Genomic DNA, 19,768 nt, shown 5'->3' on the forward strand with positions numbered 1-19,768 from the left:
CTAAGGTGACTATGCTATAGATTACATAATTAACAATGGGTTAAGCAACTTTCAATCAAAAAGTTATTGTATACGTATGAAAGTCAGAAAAGTACTCAGTAGAACCCACACTCAAGTCACTGAGGTCAGAAGCGTTGCAATCAATTCTTTCAAATACGAAAGTGCCTCTTTCTCACTTAGAGAAAAGGCTCATTCACATGCTGTTCATACACCTTTACTTTACTAAAGCTAATGATGCGCAAAGGGGGGGCTGACCTATTCTTAGATATCTAAGTAAAATCTGCTGACTACTCAGACACAGGAATCTAAACGCTCTTATGAAGTTTTATCAAGCATTTCATCCAGCCTTTTTTTTACGTCAATTTCATCGCTAACACCTAAGGTAGGTAAAATGACTGTCAAAAGATTTAGAGTGTTTTTAGCCCAAGAACTATCTTTAGGGGTTAGGGCTTTATTAATATGGGGAAAATAGTAGTTTGGGTTGTATAGCAAAGCTCTTTGGCGCTCCCAGACTGTTATCCAACTATTTCTTAACCATTCAAACACTACCCGTGGTCGTGAATGGGAACTCGAAGACTCCAAAAAAATCCATATAGACATAAATGCTTTCTGAAAAACTTCCTGTGGAGATATAGGAAAGTGTGTGATAGTCCCATCTCTCTGTGCTCCGATGTATTTAGCAAAGTACAATGTAAGATCCGTAACCTCGGCACTTCCACCAGTCAAAAGTTTGTGGAATGAGTCTCGAATAGGAATTTTTGATTCAACTTTTATCCTTTCAAGCAATTCATCCAAAACACTCAACTTATTACTTAGTACACATACCGCACTAAACTCCAAAATGAATCGCTCAAGCAATTGAGCATAGTTATTTAAATCGACTGATATAGCGTCAAAGTCATCGATATAGCAAAAATTATTTGTTACTTCATATGCATTTTTTTTAAGCTGAACATACGACAGAGCTTTGCAAAGGCGCTTGAACGCTGAAATAAAAGAACAAGCATCAGACTGGAAAATAGCTTTATCTATTTTTGATGAAGAAAGTATAAACTCACCCTCTATAATCACCCGATTTCTGAGAACCGAACTTAATCTTGAAGCAATTCCTATGTCTAGCAACAAATAGTTTTCTAAAGATGCGAGTGAATACCACGCCATATTTAAAGGTGCTAATTTATGGTTAGCGATGTCTTTGCTTGGGGAAGGATTACTAACTATTCCTGGGTATACTTTAACTTCCTTACCATCAACCGTATATTGAATCTTGCCTTCAGCCTCTTGCTGAATCCATAGTAATATATGGCGAGTCGTAGCATGACAATGACATGCGTTTAATGATTTATTCGGGTCAATTGTTTCTAGTTCTTGGAGCACTTTACTCAGGCATTTTAGACACTGCTCTTTATCTCCTGCTCTCCACGCAGAAAGCGAAGCGTCGGCTAATAAGCCAACACGCATCACATTCATACTTTCGAGAGGGCTTTTACTGGCAGATTGACTCCCTAGTAAAAAGTACTTGGTGGCCAAATCGAACTGACAGCCTTCTTCAGCACAAATTGCAGCATCTCTATACAAATTAGCTTTCTCGATTTCAGCTAACTTCACATCAGCATCAAGTAACTGTTTAGATAGTTTTAGGCTTTCAGAATAATCTTTAGCTCTATAGAGTATTTTAGCTTTAGCTCGTATTAGTACAGGATTAGCCATGCCATAGATCTTGAACCCATCGGATATTAACTTTAAGGCAAGAGCACTCTTATCACCAGTTTCATCCCAAATAATAATAGCAAGCTTTCGGCAGCACACCGCTAAGTCTTCATTGCCCCATTTTTTGCATATTTTTTCTAGTTTTTCGAAGACCTGAGTGTGTCTTATACAGTCTATAGTTCCTGCATTTTCTTCACTTAACCATGCATTTGAAAGTAGCATGTCTGCTCCAAAATCCTTTTGTTCAAGAGCGGCGAATAAGCTATCTTTAAAAGCTTCACTAAGAGAGTCAATAAGCTCAAAAAAAGGTAACAAATCATCAATCGACCTAATTTTGCTAGCTTGGTTGATTACCATAAATCCTATAGCTGGAATTCCATCGAAGTCTAAACTAATTTCAAACGGGTTAACCTCTTTAGGAAGCAATTTCTCTTTATTGTGATATAGGTAATCAACCTCCTTTAAGATACAGCTCAAACTGGAAAAATAATCGAACTGATTAGGAGCTAGAAGTAATTTGGAGTAAACGGCGATTCTCAACAAGAATGATGTTCCACTCTCCTCCTGAGTATCATTACATTCTTTTTTAAACTGAGTTAACGCTTCTTGCAATTCCTTATCTTTATTATCCTGAGAACCTAATATTAGAAGTTGTGCAGCCCGTAACATTTGATTTATGTACAAGTTGTCTTTGTATAGTGGAACCTCTGTCCTCATGAGAGAAATCGCACTCAAATAAGGTGCTATTCTTTCCAGCCCTTCTATATCTGTAGATAAGATTGCGCCACTTATGGTCAAAAGAACATTTTCGTTACGACTTACTAGCGCAGATATGAATGCTGAGTTTGTATCGATAGGATCGAGTGACTTTTTATTGTCTATGAGGCTAATAGCTATCTGGTAGTGGACATCTTCCTGTTCTTGAGCAGTTAATGTTGCTTTAGCATAATTTGTCAGTAACGGTGACAGTGAAAAGTAATCGGCATCGTGTTGGTCGATCCAAGAACCTACTATTTGTTCGAAAAGTAATCCACCATCTTCTATCTCTGGGGGTAACTTAGCCAAATCAAGAACGAGTTGATGTTTAAACCGACCTGAGTATACCGATAGTCGTTCAATTAACTTTCTCACAGTATAAGGCAGGTCTTTAAGTAGTCTTGCTCTTGTTTTCTTTCGCACGTTCTCAATAGCTTCGTTGCCTACAAGCAAGGACCTTAAAGTTCGCAATTCCTCAAAATCCCAGTTGTTGTTGCACATACTCTGGATGGTCGCTGTAACAAGTTGTGGGTGACCACCACCCGATATCAAATAAATGTATTTTGCCCAATAGGTCTCATCTACACCATAAGTTGTTAGGATTTCACTCAAGTCATCTTCCGAGAAATCTTCTACTTTTATCTCTACAGAATTTGGTAAGTCAGCATAAAGTTGAAAATCACGATCGACTCTTTTTGAAGATGTGAATATCAAACAAGTATTACTATTGACACAAGTGCTGTGTAGGTTAATCAATGTATCGAGTACTATAGGTTCAAAGTCGGTAGTAAGGTCATCAACTAACACCCCTGTGGGGTTAAACTGTGCAAGGTTTACTAAAGTACTTGATAATAAGTTACACGTTTCTTCTGGGGTCAATCCTCGTAAGTTTAGTGCGAACCAATTACCAGTTAATTCTTTGGCTGCCATTTTTGCAGCCACTGTTTTTCCAACACCAGCTATACCGTATATCCATGCAATGCCTGTACACTTTAGGGAGTCAACGATGCTATCAATTAATAGCTTTCTAGACGCTAGAGCCTTAGGTAGCGGCACATTTTCAATAGAGCTTAAAGTTGATGCTCGAGCGATAGCGATATCTGGTTTGGTTGATTGAAGTGTAGGAAGGAGTTGTGCGCTTAACTGCTGTATTAATACACGTGAAATTGCTTCAGCGTCAACATTACGACTAGTATGGAAGAACCTATTACTTACCGTGGGTAATTCGTTGAGCAGCTCGTTGAGGTCTATTGGACGAATCAGTTCATATTTTAATTCTGCAAGATAACATTTTATCTTATCAGATACATCCGACAACTTGATGCTAGAGAAGCTTGCGTATGCATTGATCACCTTTTCAATGCATGGTTCGATTCTGTCACTATTACTTAGTAGCCAGTCTGCTGGAGTAGTAAAAAAATCAACTGTAGTATTAGCAGGCTCACTACTTAGTGCTAGAGTGTATTTAAACTGTTTAGGGTCAGGTAATAACTTTGGTTCCAAGTGAGCAAACAACAGAAATTTAATGACCTCCTTCAGAGCTTTTATTACATCAAACCCTTGGCGTTCCCGCTTACATTGTACAAGTCCTACTGGATTTTCATTCTTCGTTAGCCAAACATCTCTTCCCTTGTCTGCACCAGTTATCATTAAGGTAGTTCGGTCATGAAAACTATTAGGGAGCTTTCTATAAATTGCGTATAGCAGGTGTTCAAAACCATCTGGGGACAGTTCGTTATAAGGCAGTATTTTGTCACCGATATCTATTACTTCTATCGCCTGAACTTTAGATTGTTCAAACTCAATTTCACTATCATTGAGAAACTTTACAGACATAACACCTCTGATACTTCAATTCAAAAACTACTTAACCTTGCTGTTACTCGGATAAAACAATCTATCAACTATTATTAATTGAACTAGGGTAGTTGCGGTAAACAATAGTTGTTGTAGAAACCGCTTCTCGTAAAATAACACCCCTTACAGGATATCTACGTTCTATTGAAGTTAGGTGCTGAATCTACAAATTTGGTTGCGAGAAATAGCTTATCATAAGAAATCAAGCGTTTGGCATTTTCAACGCTAGACTGGGTTCGGTGCTACAGCGTCGCTTATGACTTAATGTCGTGTTTTCCATGCAACAGATAATTTTGGTACAACTAAATAAGCAAAGTCACTGGCACGTCTTTGTCCATAAACAAGTTTTATAAATTTTCCCTCAAACAAAAAGGCGAACCATCCGGTTCGCCTTTGTCTATTTAGATTCTACAAAAATTAATCTTCGTAGTTATCGATGCTTGGGCACGAGCAGATTAGGTTACGGTCGCCGTATACGTTATCTACGCGGTTTACTGTTGGCCAGTATTTCCAAGATTTGGTTGCTTTAGAAGGGAAGCAGCCAAGCTCACGAGAGTAAGGGCGATCCCATTCATCTTTCGCTAGGTCAACTTGAGTGTGTGGCGCATTAACAAGCGGGTTGTTATCTAGCGGCCATTCACCGTTCTTAACCTTCGCCATCTCTTCACGGATTGCGATCATCGCATCACAGAAGCGGTCTAGCTCTTCTAAGTCTTCCGATTCCGTTGGCTCAACCATTAGCGTGCCTGCTACAGGGAACGACATAGTTGGTGCATGGAAACCGTAGTCCATTAGACGCTTCGCGATGTCTTCTTCGCTGATACCTGTTTCTTCTTTCAGTGGACGAATGTCGATAATACATTCGTGCGCTACACGGCCGTTTGAGCCACGGTAAAGAACAGGGTAGTGAGGACGCAATTGCTCCATCACGTAGTTCGCGTTCAGAATCGCTACTTTCGTTGCGTCTGTTAGGCCAGCTTCGCCCATCATTGCGATGTAAGCCCAAGAGATAGGCAGGATAGACGCGCTACCCATATCCGCCGCGGATACTGCGAAGTTTTCGCCGTCTGCACCGTTTTCAATGTGACCCGGTAGGAAAGGTGCTAGGTGCGATTTCACACCGATAGGCCCCATGCCTGGACCGCCACCACCGTGTGGGATACAGAAGGTTTTGTGTAGGTTTAGGTGAGAAACGTCTGAGCCAATAAAGCCTGGCGTTGTTAGACCAACTTGTGCGTTCATGTTTGCGCCGTCTAGGTAAACCTGACCGCCTGCGGCATGAACCATTTCACATACTTCTTTCACTTGCTCTTCGTACACGCCGTGCGTAGAAGGGTAAGTGATCATGATGCTTGATAGGTTGTCTTTGTGCTTCTCGATTTTCGCTGCTAGGTCAGTGACGTCGATGTTGCCTTCTTCATCACACTTAACAACAACCACTTTCATTGACACCATAGATGCTGTCGCAGGGTTAGTACCGTGCGCAGAGCTTGGGATCAAACATACGTTGCGGTGACCTTCGCCACGGCTTTCGTGGTAGCGTTGAATCGCGATAAGACCTGCGTACTCACCTGATGCACCAGAGTTTGGTTGTAGTGAGAATGCGTCGTAGCCTGTGATTTCACATAGCTTCTCTTTAAGATCTTTTGCTAGTGCTGCGTAACCGGCTGCTTGTTCTGCTGGTGCGAACGGGTGGATCGAACCAAACTCAGGCCACGTTACTGGGATCATTTCTGCTGCTGCGTTCAGCTTCATCGTACAGCTGCCCAGTGGGATCATGCCGTGCGTTAGTGAGAAGTCTTTGTTCTCTAGCTGTTTTAGGTAACGCATCATCTGTGTTTCGCTGTGGTGTGTGTTAAACACAGGGTGCGTTAGGTATTCTGTTGTGCGGCGCAGTGCTTCTGGAATCGCTGCAAATTCGTTGCCAGCAATTTCAGTTGATAGTGCTGCGACTTCTTCTCTCACGCCGAATACTGCGAATAGGGCTTCTACGTCTACCACGGTTGTGGTTTCGTCGAAGCTTACACCTAGCTGAGTACCCAACTTACGTAGGTTGATGTTTGCCGCTAGTGCTTTTGCGTATAGCTCTTCAGTTTGTGCTCCAGTATTGATGGTGATGGTGTCGAAGAAGCTGTTGTGAGCAAGCTCGAAGCCGCCTTTAGTTAAACCAGCAGCTAGGATGGCTGTCATGTGGTGCGTACGACGAGCAATCGTACGTAGACCTTCTGCGCCGTGGTAAACCGCGTAGAAAGACGCCATGTTCGCTAGTAGTGCTTGAGCGGTACAGATGTTTGATGTCGCTTTTTCACGACGGATGTGCTGCTCACGCGTTTGCATTGCCATGCGAAGAGCTTGGTTGCCGTTGGTATCGATAGAAACACCGATAACACGACCTGGCATAGTACGCTTGTGCTTGTCACGTGTTGCCATGAAGGCTGCGTGTGGACCACCGTAACCCATAGGAACGCCGAAACGTTGTGCCGAGCCGATTGCTACGTCTGCGCCCATTTCACCAGCAGGTTTTAGTAGGGCAGAAGCCAATAGGTCAGTCGCTACCGTTACCAGCGTTTTGTTTGCTTGCGCTTTTGCGATGATGTCCGTTAGGTCACGAACTTCACCCGTTGTGCCTGGGTATTGAACTAGCGCGCCGAATACGTCTTGCTCTGGTAGTGATTCTAGAGAACCAACGAGTACTTCAAAGCCGATGAATTTCGCACGAGTTTTTACCACTTCGATGGTTTGTGGGTGAACGTCGTCAGCAACGAAGAATACGTTACTCTTGCTCTTACCCGCACGCTTACAAAGTGTCATCGCTTCTGCTGCTGCCGTTGCTTCATCGAGCAATGACGCGTTCGCGATTTCCATACCAGTAAGATCCATCACCATTTGTTGGTAGTTTAGAAGTGCTTCTAGACGACCTTGTGAGATCTCTGGTTGGTAAGGGGTGTAAGCGGTGTACCAGCCCGGGTTTTCCATCACGTTACGTAGAATTACGTTTGGCGTGAAGGTGTTGTAGTAACCCTGACCAATGAATGTACGTTTAACTTGGTTCTGATCGGCGAACTTACGCATTGCTGCCAGCATGTCTGCTTCGCTTTTCGCTTCTGCCAAGCTCATTGGCTGCTCTAGGCGAATTTGCGCTGGTACGGTTTCGTCGATAAGCGCATCAAGGCTTACTGCGTTGATCGCTTCCAACATTTTTTGTTGGTCAGATTTGTTTGGTCCATTGTGGCGAGCAACGAACTCATTCTGTGTGCTGAGGCTTTGAAGTAATTCAGTCATTGTCCTTTACCTACTCCTTGGTTCGGGTAACGGATTTACGCTACTGATAATCTAAATTATACGTCCGAACCTAGAAAAAAAGCTGTCCACTAATCGTTATGCTAGGGGACAGCTTTCGTCTCATCCTAATTACTCTTCTTCGATAGAGCTTAGGTATTCTTCCGCATCTTTTAAGTCATCTAACTCAGATGGGTTTGAAAGCTTCACTTTCACAATCCAACCACCTTCGTATGGTTCTTCGTTGATTAGCTCTGGGCTGTCTTCTAGCTCTTCGTTGATTTCAACTACTTCGCCAGTGATTGGTGAGTAGATGTCTGAAGCGGCTTTTACTGACTCAACCAAAGAAAAGCTTTCGCCCGCTTCGACTTCATCTTCCACGTCTGGTAGGTCAACGAAAACTACGTCACCTAGCATCTCTTGAGCGTGCTCTGAAATACCGATAGTTACTGTGCCGTCACCGTTGTCACGTACCCACTCGTGGCTATCTGTAAACTTCAGTGTTTTGTCCATTGCTTAATCTCCAAATAACTTGTCAGGATAGTTTCTGATTTAATAAATCTTTTATTGGTAAAGAGGGTAACGACTGCAAAGCTCTTTCACTTGCTTGCGTACGCGTTTTTCTACTTCTGCGTCACCTTCTGGGTTGTTCACCAAACCGTCCAGTACGTCACCAATCCAATTACCGATGAGTTTGAATTCTTCAGCGCCAAAGCCGCGGCTTGTACCCGCAGGCGTTCCTAAACGGATGCCCGATGTAATCATAGGCTTCTCTGTGTCGAATGGGATGCCATTTTTGTTACACGTGATACCTGCACGCTCTAGTGCTTCTTCTGCTTTGTTACCTTTCAAGCCTTTAGGGCGAAGGTCAACCAGCATTAGGTGTGTGTCAGTACCACCGGTTACGATGTCGCAACCGCGAGTTTGCAATACTTCCGCTAGAACTTTTGCGTTGTTGATCACTGAATCAATATAAGTTTTGAATTCAGGACCAAGCGCCTCACCAAACGCCACTGCTTTAGAAGCAATCACGTGCATCAGTGGACCGCCTTGCAGACCTGGGAATACCGCTGAGTTGATTTTCTTAATGATGTCTTCGTGATTGGTCAGAATCATACCGCCACGTGGACCACGCAGTGTTTTGTGGGTTGTAGTCGTAACCACGTGTGCGTGAGGAAGCGGGCTAGGGTGCGCGCCTGTTGCGATAAGACCGGCGATGTGCGCCATGTCGACCATAAGAATCGCGTTTACTTCGTCTGCGATTTCACGGAATTTTGCGAAGTCGATAGTACGTGGAATAGCACTACCGCCTGCAATGATCATTTTAGGTTGGTGCTCAAGTGCTAGTTGGCGAACGTCTTCGTAGTTGATTTCTAGTGTTTCGCGGTCAACGCCATATTGAACTGCGTTAAACCACTTACCAGAAAGTGCAGGGCGTGCACCGTGTGTTAGGTGACCACCTGCGTCCAGAGACATACCAAGAATAGTGTCGCCAGGTTGAAGTAGTGCCAGTTTTACTGCGCCGTTTGCTTGTGCGCCTGAGTGTGGTTGAACGTTTGCGTATTCACAATTGAAAAGTTTTTTCGCGCGTTCGATAGCAATGGCTTCCACTGTATCTACGTGCTCACAACCACCATAGTAACGGCGACCTGGGTAACCTTCAGCGTATTTGTTTGTTAGGCATGTGCCTTGAGCTTGCATTACCGCTTTAGACACGATGTTCTCAGAAGCGATAAGTTCGATTTGTTCGTTTTGGCGAGCGAATTCTGCCTGAATTCCAGCAAAGACAGCGTCATCTGTCGCGGAGAGGTTGGTAGAGAAAAAGTTTTCCAAGCTGTGGTTAGGGTAACTCTTGTTCATGGTAGTTGACCTTCCAAATCTGAAAATGAACCCGCAGTAGAAATAGTTGTTTGATTGCGATGGTGGCTCATTTGTCCTCAAAACAGCTGAACTGCATAGCAGAACAGAGTGACTTTCGACCCGAATAAGTGGGTTAAAACTCCGTCGGATTGTGGTTTCTCTTGTCCAATCTCTTACGGAAATGTGCATCTCTACATCTAACAAGTTGGTAACATAGCGCTTGCGGAACGAACAATCAACCAAAAATTTCCTATAGGAAACGAGATTTCTGGTTTTGTTAACAAGAGCACGCTTTAATTAACTCGGTGGACTTTTATCCACTATAGGGTTCATGCACAATGCTAATAGGAAGGAATAAAGGATATTTGCAGAGGGATTTATGGCAGAAAGCATTTACGATGAATACCCGTCAATGACGTTGGCGAAAGAGCAACAAGACCAAAATATTGAACCGCTTAAGCTCGGTCAGCGCATTAAAGATATCCGCTCTAAACTTGGTATCACTTTGGAAGAGGCGAGCCAACGTACTGGACTTGCGCGTTCTACGCTAAGTAAGATCGAGAATGAACAGATTTCTCCTACGTTCCAAGCGATGCAAAAGCTAGCTCACGGATTGCAGATCGATATGCCGCAACTATTTGAACCGCCAAGGAAAAAGGTGGCAACAGGGCGTCGCGATGTGACCAAAAAGAAAGAGGGCAAACCGCACCCAACCCAAACTTACGAGCACGAGCTGCTGGCGACTCAACTTTCCAATAAGAAAATGATGCCTTTTAAGAGTCAAATCCGTGCGCGCAGTTTTGATGAATACAAAGACTGGGTTCGCCATGATGGGGAAGAGTTTTTACTCATCTTATCAGGTGAGGTTATGTTTTATTCTGAGTTCTATGAGCCCGTTGTATTAAGCGAAGGCGACAGCGTGTATTACGATGCGAACATGGGGCATATGTTGACCAGTGTGAGTGAGGAAGACGCGCACATTTTGTGGGTGACTGCCAAATAGTGATAAATAGTTGTAAATTTCCTATAGTGAAAGCAAACGATTGCTATCTATTTTGAATGCGTTATGATGGCGCTCTGTTGATGATATCTCACTCAACAGAGCGCTTTTTTTGTGCGTTTTGTTGTGATTAAAATGTTAAAAGTCACACTTTTGAAAGTCGAGCGATGTCTTGTTCGTGCAAAATTGAATCAAGCGTGTTTATTATTGGAAACACATTGAATGCCGACAGCATTCTCGGGTCTATCTAAATGGAGACGAAAATGACTCAAGAACTTCTGAAAACACCACTGCATGCACTTCATGTTGAAGTAGGCGCAAAGATGGTCCCGTTCGCGGGTTACGACATGCCAGTTCAATACCCACTAGGCGTTAAGAAAGAACACTTACACACACGTGATGCAGCAGGTCTGTTCGATGTTTCTCACATGGGTCAACTTCGTTTGATTGGCGATGGTGCGGCAGCTTTCCTAGAGACGTTAGTTCCTGTTGATATCGTAGATCTAGGCGCAGGCAAGCAACGTTATGCGTTCTTCACTAATGAGCAGGGCGGTATCATGGATGACTTGATGGTCGCGAACCTTGGTGACCATCTGTTTGTGGTTGTGAACGCAGCATGTAAAGAGCAAGATATTGCACACCTTCAAGCGCATCTTCCTTCTGGCGTTGAGCTGGAAATCATCGATGATCGTGCACTGCTTGCGATTCAAGGTCCTAAAGCAGCAGAAGTACTAGCGCGTTTTGCTCCTGAAGTAGCAGAGATGCTGTTTATGGATGTTCGCAAAGTTGAACTACTAGGCGTTGAGTGCATTGTTTCTCGTAGTGGTTACACTGGCGAAGACGGTTACGAAATCTCGGTACCGGCTGACAAAGCAGAAGAGCTTGCTCGTAAGCTAACTGGCGAAGAGGAAGTAGAGTGGATCGGTCTTGGTGCTCGTGATTCACTTCGTCTTGAATGTGGTCTGTGTCTATACGGTCATGACTTAGATACAACGACGACTCCTGTTGAAGCAAGCCTATTATGGGGCATCCAAAAAGTACGCCGCGCTGATGGTGAGCGTGCGGGCGGTTTCCCTGGTGCAGACATCATTCTTAAGCAGATCGAAACAAAAGATGTTGCTCGTAAGCGTATTGGCTTGGTTGGTCAAACAAAAGCGCCTGTGCGTGAAGGTGCAGAACTGTACGATGCAGACGGCAACAAGATTGGTGTAGTAACCAGTGGTACAGCAGGTCCAAATGCTGGTAAGCCGGTTTCTATGGGTTACGTGCGCGCCGACCTTGCGGCTATCGGTACAGAGCTATTTGCAGAAGTACGCGGCAAGATGCTACCAATGACGGTAGAAAAAATGCCTTTCGTACCGCAACGCTACTACCGTGGTTAATTAAAGCTCGTCATTCCAGCGAGCCAAAGCGAGACTAGGAATCTACTTCCCACGCGCTGTATAGCTATAGTGTCGCGTTTAGGAATAAGCAACTATTAAGTAGGTTCCATTTCGTTTCCTCTTTGAAACGAAAAGCATAAACAAAAATGCCGAGCAAATTGCTCGGCATTTTTACGTTATTCTGAAGGTGTTGATTACGCGCTTAATTCTTCAATCGGGCAACACATATCGATAACCACTTCACTCAATTTGTCTGGGTGAATCATGTCTTCTTTATTCACACTAAATTGGCTTGCCATGATGGTGTTGAACAATTCCCAGTGTCTGATCAGCATCTTGTCGCGGTTGTTTGCGTCTTCTGGCCATGTCTCTTGCATCATTGGAGCTAGGCTAATCGCGCCATGAGCAAATACCAGCATTTGCCATTTTGATTCCCACTGATCGATTTGGTATTCAGGGTATTCAACATTGTAGTCCGCAAAGAGGTCGGTAAAAATCGCTGCAAATTCGTCTTTCGATCTTAAGAAGTATTGCAGTAGCGCATCATCGCCTTGGCGAATCGCGTCAGCAATCATCTGCACTGGGTGAGGGTTAACCAGCGCGAACGCAAGCATTCTTACCATGAATAGGTAAATCTTCTGATTAGACGGGGTGTTTGCTGGCATTTCGTTAACCAGCTGCGCCATGTAACCCTGCATGAACTCGTCCATGGCATCACTTACGGCTTGCCAGATTTTCTCTTTGCTTCCGAAGTGGTGGCGAATCAAACTATGGGAGACACCAGCCTTTTCACTGATGTTTCGAAGCGAAACTCGTTCATAACCTAACTCACAGAACATATCTGCCGCGACTCTAAGAATCAGGCACTTAGTTTGCTCAGCGGCTTCAGCACTCCTACGGCCTTGCTTTCTCTCTGTCATAGTTCGAATTTTCCCGAATATTATTCAACGCGCTTATTTTTACCAGAAACCGGACGATTTGACTAATTATTTTATTATCCATGTGGAAAATATGTTGATCATTTTTTCATTATTCTTATACTGCACGACTGTGTAGTAAATAAAAAGTCGATGGAGAAAGCCAGTGCGAAAACAATACCTAAAGCGCACATTTGTCGGAGCAGCGGTGGCATTGAGCCTCGCTACGATGCTGACAGGGTGTAACAAAGCCGTATCAGAACCGTCCGAGCCATTAATCAAACCTGTAAAATTACTTGCTGTTAATGATCTGACTGTTGCCGATTCCGATGCATTCCTTGCGCGAATAGATGCAACGTACAGAGCCCAACTTTCATTTCAGGTTGGTGGCGAAATTGAGAAGTTGATCGTCAGAATGGGCGAGGAAGTGAAGCAGGGCGATGTCCTTGCAACGCTAGACCCAAAAGATCTGCAATTGGCGCTTGATGCGTCGCAAGCGCAATATTCGTTAGCGAAAACCCAATGGGAACGCTCGAAAAGCTTGTACAACAAGAAGCTGATCAGTACTGATAGCTATGACCAGCAAGAAACTCAGTACAAAGCCGCACTGGCAAACCTTGAGCAAGCAAAAACAGACTTAAGCTACACAGAGATTCATGCACCGTTTGATGGTGTGGTTTCTTACACCTACGTGAAGCCGTACCAAGTTGTCGCGGCGAAACAAGAAATTCTAAACCTTATCGACAATACCACGTTGGATGTGTCGTTCACTTTGCCCGTCACGTATGCAGAAGCGGTGTCACTGAACACATTAAAAGACGCGGAAATGTGGGTAACGATGGATAGCGAACCAAACAATCGCATTCAAGGCACATTCAAAGAGATTTCGACTCAGCCAAACGGAGACACTAACAGTTATGAAGCGATTGTGACCATTACTCGTCCGTCTGATCGTAACTTGCTGACGGGGATGACAGGTCAAGTTCATATCGCTAAGCAAAATGTTTCGGATGCTGTAATGCTGCCAAGCGCAGCGTGGGTAAGCAAAAGCGAAACTCAAGGCGAAGTTTGGGTGATGGACAGTGAAACACAACAGGTGAATAAAGTGACCTTGTCACTAAATGAAAATGGTGGTGTGGAGTCGGGTCTAGACAAGAACGATTATGTTGTCATCGCGGGTGTTGAGCGCCTAGTTGAAGGTCAAGTGGTGAAAGCTTGGGTTCGTGAGGAAGGTATTTAATGAAACGTTCACTATTTACAGTTTCTGCTATTGCGCTTGCAGTGCTGACTGGTTGTAACAGCAACGAAGAAGTCGCTGTTGAACAGCCTTTGTATGTGTCGACGGTCTCTGTCGATGTTCCAGTAAAGAGCCAGTTCCGCACCTTTAAGGGACAAGTGGTGCCTGCTGAACAAACTCCGATTGCGTTTCGCCGAGCCGGTGAGGTGCAACATGTGTTGGTGAAAGCTGGTGACACAGTCAAAGAAGGTCAGATGATCGCTAAGCTTGATGACAGTAAAGAGAAGCAAGCAGTCAATGATGCCGAGGCGCAATACACGCTTGCTATTCGTCAGCTTAAACGTGGAGAAGAGTTGCACAGCCGCCAAATGATTTCGAAAGCGGAGCTAGACGAACTAACGGCAAACAAGGAGCTGGCAGAAGCGAACTTCTATAACGCGACAAACCAGTTGAATTACACCCGTTTGTTTGCCCCGTTTGCAGGCAAAGTTTCTGACGTATTTAAAGAGCGTTTCGAGCGTGTTGCGATTGGTGAGCCGGTTCTAAACCTTTATCAAAGTGACAAAGTGTACGTTCGTATTGAACTGTCAGATAACGTATTAGCAATGGTGAATCCAAACACTCAAAGCATGAGTTACCAACCTCAAGCAACGTTTTCTGGTGATGAAAAGCGGTATCAGTTGAACTACTTGGAGCACACCAGTGAGCCAAATGCGCAAACACAAACTTACCAAATGTACCTAACGATGCCTCAGCCTGAACAAGAGATTCTGCCGGGCACAAGCGTAAGCGTGTCGGTTGATATGGTAGCGGCAGGCATTACGTCTATTGATGGCTACAACATCCCAATGACAGCGCTGCAAGCTGGCAGCCATGACGGTGAGTTTTTCGTTTGGAAATTAAATGGTGACGCGGTCACAAAAGTTGCCGTGACCATCAATCAAGTTAATGGTGAAGGTGCGATTGTGTCCTCGGGTGTTGCTCAAGGCGATGTATTAGTGAATTCCAGCTTACGCAAACTTCGTGAAGGTAAGCATGTGGACGTGGTGGAGAAAGTACAATAATGAGCATTGCTGAATACTCAATTAAGAACAAAGTCATCAGCTGGCTGTTTATCGTTATTCTTGCGATCGGCGGTGTAACGTCGTTCTTAGAACTTGGTCGATTAGAAGACCCGGCATTTACCATTAAGGATGCGATGGTGATTGCGACTTATCCGGGCGCGACCTCTAAAGAAGTGGAAGAAGAACTGACTTATCCGCTTGAAAAAGAGATCCGTAAGTTGCCTTATATCGATAAGATCACGTCAACGTCTTCGAGTGGTATGTCACAGATTATGGTGAGCATGAAGATGGACTACGGTCCTGATGAACTGCCGCAGATCTGGGATGAAATGCGTCGTAAGATCAACGATTTGCAACCAACTTTGCCGCAAGGTGTTCAATCTCTGCAAATCATTGATGACTTTGGCGACGTGTACGGCGTGATGTTAATGCTCACAGGTGATGACTACGATTACATCGAACTAAAGCGTTACGCGGACCAACTTACGCGTGAGCTCGAACTTATCGACGGTGTGGGCAAAGTGGACATTGCTGGTGATCAGCAAGAGATGCTTTTTGTTGAAATCTCTCTTGATCGTTTAGCTGCGCTTAACCTCGACATGAACGTGATCTCTGGTTTGCTGAACCAACAGAACAATGTGGTTTCTGCTGGTGAAGTGATGGTGAACGGCGAGAGTCTAATTATTCGTCCTAGCGGCACATTAAACACCGTAGAAGCCTTGGAAAACCTGATTATTCACGGTCGTGATACAGGTAATCTGATCCGCCTAAAAGATGTTGCAACCATCAGCCGTGGCATTCAAGAAAAACCGGGTAATGTTCTATTGTTCAACGGTAAGAAAGCGATCAACATTGGTATCTCGTTTGCGTCAGGTGTGAACGTGGTAGAAGTGGGGCAACGTATTGAAGCGGAACTGGCAAGCCTTGAAACGATCAAGCCTGCTGGTATCGATATGAACTATTTCTACAACCAGTCACAAGAAGTGGATGACTCGGTAAAAGCGTTTGTTATTAGCTTGGCAGAAGCGGTTGCGATCGTAATTATTGTACTGTTGTTCACCATGGGGCTGCGTAGTGGTTTGATCATTGGTTTGGTTCTGCTGTTGACGGTATTCGGCACCTTCATATTAATGAACTACAACAATATCGAGCTGCACCGTATCTCGCTGGGGGCACTTATCATTGCCCTCGGTATGCTGGTGGATAATGCCATTGTTGTTGTCGAAGGGATATTGGTTGGTCTTAAGAAGGGTCGCACTAAAGTTCAAGCGGCAACGGATATTGTAAAACAAACCCAGTGGCCATTACTTGGTGCTACCGTTATTGCGATCACTGCTTTCGCACCTATCGGTTTATCTCAAGACGCGACGGGTGAGTTTATGGGCTCGTTGTTCTGGGTATTGTGTTTCTCGCTATTTTTAAGCTGGATTACTGCAATTACGCTAACGCCTTTCCTAGCGGATCTTCTATTGAAAGAAGAAGACAAAGGCGCGGATGCTGAAGACGAAGACCCATACAAAGGCTGGTTATTCGTTGCATTTGGTGCGTCTTTGAAGCTTGCTCTTCGTTTCCGTTGGTTGACCGTTGCAGGCATGGTGGCGTTGCTTGTGGGTGCAGTGGTTGCGTTTGGTAGTGTTAAGCAACAGTTCTTCCCACCTTCAAATACACCGATGTTCTACGTTGATATGTGGATGCCAGAAGGCACAGATATTCGTGAAACCATCAAGAAAGCAGAAGAAGTAGAAAGCTACATTCGTACGCAAGATGATATTGATTTTGTTTCTGCCTCGATTGGTCAAGGTTTGCAGCGTTTCGCTCTGACTTACCAGCCGGAAAAGAGTTACGAAGCTTACGCACAGTTCCAAGTTCGTACTACGGACCGTGACAACATGTTCAAGCTTCTGCACAAGCTAGACGACAATCTAGCGAAGACGTTTGATAAGCCAACGTTTCAGTTCAAGCTGATGGAGTTTGGTCCGTCGCCAGCTTCTAAGATTGAGGCTCGTATTACTGGTCCAGATCCACAAGTGCTGCGTGAGCTAGCAGTACAAGTAGAAGACATTCTGCACACTGACCCAGGCGCTCGCAATATTCGTCATGATTGGCGTGAGCGTACTAAAGAGCTTGTACCGGTATTTAACGAATCAAAAGCGCGTCGCTTAGGTATTTCGAAGCAAGATCTTTCAAGTACGCTACAAATGGCGTTTGGCGGTAGCACACTAGGCTTCTTGCGCGATGGTACGCATATTCTGCCTATCATGACGCGTCTACCAGAAGCGGAACGTGTTGACTTTGAATCGCTGCAAAACGTGAACATTTGGAGTCCATCGTTACAGACGTACATCCCAGTTGATCAAGTGATTGACGGTGTGAAATTGGATTGGGATGAGCCGTTGATTCAACGTCGTGACCGTAAACGTACTCTAACGGTACTGGCTGACCACGACGTACTGAGTGACGATACCGCGGCAAGCTTGTTTGCTCGTGTACAACCAAAAGTGATGGCGCTACACATTCCAGAAGGGTACGAAATTACTTGGGGTGGTGAATACGAGTCATCAAAAGATGCGCAAGAAGGGCTGTTTGGCTCATTGCCAATGGGTTACCTATTGATGTTCATCATTACGATGCTTCTGTTTAACTCATTAAAGAAACCACTGGTTATTTGGTTCACGGTGCCGTTGTCTATCATCGGTGTGGCGTTTGGTCTTCTGACGACAAACATGCCATTCAGCTTTACTGCTTTCCTTGGTCTGCTGAGCTTAAGCGGTATGATTCTGAAAAACGGTATCGTACTTCTAGACCAGATTAACCTTGAGCTAGAATCGGGCAAGGATCCTTACTTAGCCATTGTTGATAGTGCGATTAGCCGTGTTCGTCCAGTAAGTATGGCGGCACTGACAACGATTCTGGGTATGATTCCACTCGTGTTTGATGCTTTCTTCGGTTCAATGGCGATTACGATTATGGCAGGCCTTGGTTTTGCTACAGTGCTAACATTGATTGTCGTTCCAGTCATGTTTGCAATTCTGTTTAAGATCAAACCAACCACTGCATAAGGGACCAACCTGACTTCTGTCAGATTCCTGCCTAGCCCTGGGGATTTTCCTCAGGGCTTTTTTGATCTTGGCGTATAGGGACGAGAAATGAGTTTTGAGAAGAAAAAGAGTAGATAAAGGCGAAAAAGACAAAACGGGTGGTTTGGTGAACACTTAACGGATTTTTATGATTTTCTTGCAAGCGATTGATAAATGATGCGTATACTAACAAAACATCATGATTAAAAGAGCGAACGCAAATGATAAATCGTGGATTACACGGACTCTTCCTTCTAGGTTCATTAACGCTTATTGGCTGTTCTTCTACAGACAGTGTTTCTACAAATACCACAGCTCCTGAAGCACCTGTGGAAATCAAAAGTGTCGATGCGGCAACTATCGCAACTTGGATCGACCAAAGCATTTTGAACCCTGAAGGGCTTTCTTTAGAAAACGATAAAATTCGTTACCTAACAGGCTCAGCGGATTTAAATAGCGATGGAGTAGCGGAGCACTTTGTATTGCTTCAAGATCGCTATTTCTGCGGCAGTGGCGGTTGTAGCGCGTATATGTTTGACAACAACGGCAAGGTTCTTAACCGCATGTCAGTTACGAGAACGCCAGTTGTTTTGGCTGACAGTTACAGCAATGGTTGGCAAGACTTTATTGTGTGGAGCAACGGCGCTTATCGTCAAATGAGCTTCAATGGTAACACTTACCCAAGTAACCCGTCGTTAGAGCCAAAAATTGACCGTGATACTAAGGTACAGACTGCGCTTGCTTATGTGATGGCAACTGAACTGTACCAGCAAGATGGTTATGACATTATGCCGGCAGAAGACCAAGAAATTTGGACGCCAGCCAATGTTTATCATTTTACGTTTAAGCATTACGGCGACCCACACAGTGTCTACCAAGCGACGGTAGACATGAACACGGGGGATGTCGATATTGAAGCGGTACCGATGCAGAAGTAGGTCGTACAAAAGTACATGATGAAAAAATAAGTATCGGTTAAACAGACCCGAACAAGAAAAGGGCGACAGCTATTAAAATTAGTGTCGCCCTTTGTGGTTTCTATGTGTTTGCTTTTTCTTTGATTATTAGAACTTGTATGTTGCGCCCGCATAGAAAGAGCCGATCTGGATTTCGGTATCTTTGCTCGAACGGGTTGAATCGACGTTGAAGTGGTCCATCTCATACGCCGCACGGAAAGTGATGTTGCTAAGCTGATGTGGTGTATATTCAAGACCAGCGCCGACGCGAAGTAATAACTCGTCTTCGTCAGGTCCTAACCCTTCCGGGATATCAACCGAGATATATCCCAAGCCTAATGTCGCAAATGGTCGCAAACCGTTGTCGAAGGTATAACCAATATTTGCCGCGACGGAGACACTGTTTACATCCAAATCTAACGGGGTGTGCTTAAGCTTAATATCACCATAATCTGTGTATTGTGCTTCAACACCAACGATACGATTGAACTGATACCCTCCGATAAGTTTAAAGGTTGTACCGTCACCATCGAGCTGTGTGAATGGGTCATCATCGCTATAGGTAGTGTTACCGATGCCACCTCCCAAATAAAAACCGGACACGTCTTTTGAGTCATTTGCTTGGGCTTGAATACTGCCTAGTGCTAGAAGAAGGATGACTGCTTTTCTCATT

General features: G+C 44.4%; 12 protein-coding genes. 6 read left to right on the plus strand and 6 right to left on the minus strand.

Features of this window, described 5'->3' with window-relative positions; genetic code table 11:
• Positions 1 to 315: 315 nt before the first annotated feature.
• The 4 genes from OH463_RS09415 to OH463_RS09430 form a co-directional block, all read right to left on the minus strand.
• A complete protein-coding gene (locus tag OH463_RS09415) occupies positions 316 to 4,302 on the minus strand; it encodes a hypothetical protein (RefSeq protein WP_269991111.1) in 3,987 nt (1,328 codons plus the stop codon).
• A 438-nt stretch (positions 4,303 to 4,740) separates the two neighbouring features.
• Positions 4,741 to 7,605: an aminomethyl-transferring glycine dehydrogenase gene (gene gcvP, locus OH463_RS09420; RefSeq protein WP_269991112.1), complete on the minus strand. Its 2,865-nt coding sequence runs from the start codon at positions 7,603 to 7,605 to the stop codon at positions 4,741 to 4,743.
• A 129-nt stretch (positions 7,606 to 7,734) separates the two neighbouring features.
• Complete coding sequence (gcvH, locus tag OH463_RS09425; RefSeq protein ID WP_005451648.1) at positions 7,735 to 8,115, minus strand: glycine cleavage system protein GcvH; 381 nt, start codon at positions 8,113 to 8,115, stop codon at positions 7,735 to 7,737.
• A gap of 51 nt (positions 8,116 to 8,166) precedes the next feature.
• The gene (locus OH463_RS09430; protein ID WP_005451650.1) at positions 8,167 to 9,462 is read right to left on the minus strand and encodes a serine hydroxymethyltransferase; all 1,296 of its coding nucleotides are present in this window, start codon (positions 9,460 to 9,462) and stop codon (positions 8,167 to 8,169) included.
• A gap of 379 nt (positions 9,463 to 9,841) precedes the next feature.
• On the opposite strand from OH463_RS09430, the gene OH463_RS09435 reads away from it, so the two are divergent.
• Together OH463_RS09435 and gcvT are read left to right on the plus strand one after the other, a co-directional pair.
• On the plus strand, positions 9,842 to 10,465 hold the full coding sequence (locus tag OH463_RS09435; RefSeq protein ID WP_005431308.1) for a helix-turn-helix domain-containing protein: 624 nt from the start codon (positions 9,842 to 9,844) through the stop codon (positions 10,463 to 10,465).
• A gap of 260 nt (positions 10,466 to 10,725) precedes the next feature.
• Positions 10,726 to 11,844, plus strand: a complete 1,119-nt coding sequence (gcvT, locus tag OH463_RS09440; RefSeq protein WP_009696728.1) for a glycine cleavage system aminomethyltransferase GcvT — start codon at positions 10,726 to 10,728, stop codon at positions 11,842 to 11,844.
• Between the two features lie 194 nt (positions 11,845 to 12,038).
• Here the strand turns inward: gcvT and OH463_RS09445 are convergent, their stop codons facing one another.
• Positions 12,039 to 12,764: a TetR/AcrR family transcriptional regulator gene (locus OH463_RS09445; protein WP_005451652.1), complete on the minus strand. Its 726-nt coding sequence runs from the start codon at positions 12,762 to 12,764 to the stop codon at positions 12,039 to 12,041.
• A gap of 163 nt (positions 12,765 to 12,927) precedes the next feature.
• Between OH463_RS09445 and OH463_RS09450 the strand changes: the two genes are divergently transcribed.
• The 4 genes from OH463_RS09450 to OH463_RS09465 all read left to right on the plus strand — a co-directional run bounded on the left by OH463_RS09450 (position 12,928) and on the right by OH463_RS09465 (position 19,077).
• Positions 12,928 to 14,001, plus strand: coding sequence for an efflux RND transporter periplasmic adaptor subunit (locus tag OH463_RS09450; RefSeq protein WP_269991113.1), 1,074 nt, complete (start codon positions 12,928 to 12,930; stop codon positions 13,999 to 14,001).
• Complete coding sequence (locus OH463_RS09455; protein WP_061066393.1) at positions 14,001 to 15,062, plus strand: efflux RND transporter periplasmic adaptor subunit; 1,062 nt, start codon at positions 14,001 to 14,003, stop codon at positions 15,060 to 15,062. Before OH463_RS09450 ends, OH463_RS09455 begins: the two co-directional genes overlap by 1 nt.
• Positions 15,062 to 18,121 (plus strand): multidrug efflux RND transporter permease subunit VmeV, encoded by a 3,060-nt coding sequence (gene vmeV / locus OH463_RS09460; protein WP_005451657.1) that lies wholly within the window; start codon positions 15,062 to 15,064, stop codon positions 18,119 to 18,121. Before OH463_RS09455 ends, vmeV begins: the two co-directional genes overlap by 1 nt.
• Positions 18,122 to 18,360: 239 nt before the next feature.
• The gene (locus OH463_RS09465; protein ID WP_017819577.1) at positions 18,361 to 19,077 is read left to right on the plus strand and encodes a hypothetical protein; all 717 of its coding nucleotides are present in this window, start codon (positions 18,361 to 18,363) and stop codon (positions 19,075 to 19,077) included.
• A 126-nt stretch (positions 19,078 to 19,203) separates the two neighbouring features.
• Here the strand turns inward: OH463_RS09465 and OH463_RS09470 are convergent, their stop codons facing one another.
• Positions 19,204 to 19,767, minus strand: coding sequence for a porin family protein (locus OH463_RS09470; RefSeq protein WP_269991115.1), 564 nt, complete (start codon positions 19,765 to 19,767; stop codon positions 19,204 to 19,206).
• Between the last annotated feature and the right edge of the window lies 1 nt (position 19,768).

It is taken from the genome of Vibrio sp. NFR (assembly GCF_027587095.1).
Lineage (GTDB): Bacteria > Pseudomonadota > Gammaproteobacteria > Enterobacterales > Vibrionaceae > Vibrio > Vibrio harveyi.

What these genes read in the sequence shown, in the direction of transcription:
- OH463_RS09415 (WP_269991111.1), bottom strand. Translation starts at nt 4,302, where the DNA reads ATGTCTGTAAAGTTTCTCAATGATAGTGAAATTGAGTTTGAACAATCT.
- gcvP (WP_269991112.1), bottom strand. Translation starts at nt 7,605, where the DNA reads ATGACTGAATTACTTCAAAGCCTCAGCACACAGAATGAGTTCGTTGCT.
- gcvH (WP_005451648.1), bottom strand. Translation starts at nt 8,115, where the DNA reads ATGGACAAAACACTGAAGTTTACAGATAGCCACGAGTGGGTACGTGAC.
- OH463_RS09430 (WP_005451650.1), bottom strand. Translation starts at nt 9,462, where the DNA reads ATGAACAAGAGTTACCCTAACCACAGCTTGGAAAACTTTTTCTCTACC.
- OH463_RS09435 (WP_005431308.1), top strand. Translation starts at nt 9,842, where the DNA reads ATGGCAGAAAGCATTTACGATGAATACCCGTCAATGACGTTGGCGAAA.
- gcvT (WP_009696728.1), top strand. Translation starts at nt 10,726, where the DNA reads ATGACTCAAGAACTTCTGAAAACACCACTGCATGCACTTCATGTTGAA.
- OH463_RS09445 (WP_005451652.1), bottom strand. Translation starts at nt 12,764, where the DNA reads ATGACAGAGAGAAAGCAAGGCCGTAGGAGTGCTGAAGCCGCTGAGCAA.
- OH463_RS09455 (WP_061066393.1), top strand. Translation starts at nt 14,001, where the DNA reads ATGAAACGTTCACTATTTACAGTTTCTGCTATTGCGCTTGCAGTGCTG.
- vmeV (WP_005451657.1), top strand. Translation starts at nt 15,062, where the DNA reads ATGAGCATTGCTGAATACTCAATTAAGAACAAAGTCATCAGCTGGCTG.
- OH463_RS09465 (WP_017819577.1), top strand. Translation starts at nt 18,361, where the DNA reads ATGATAAATCGTGGATTACACGGACTCTTCCTTCTAGGTTCATTAACG.
- OH463_RS09470 (WP_269991115.1), bottom strand. Translation starts at nt 19,767, where the DNA reads ATGAGAAAAGCAGTCATCCTTCTTCTAGCACTAGGCAGTATTCAAGCC.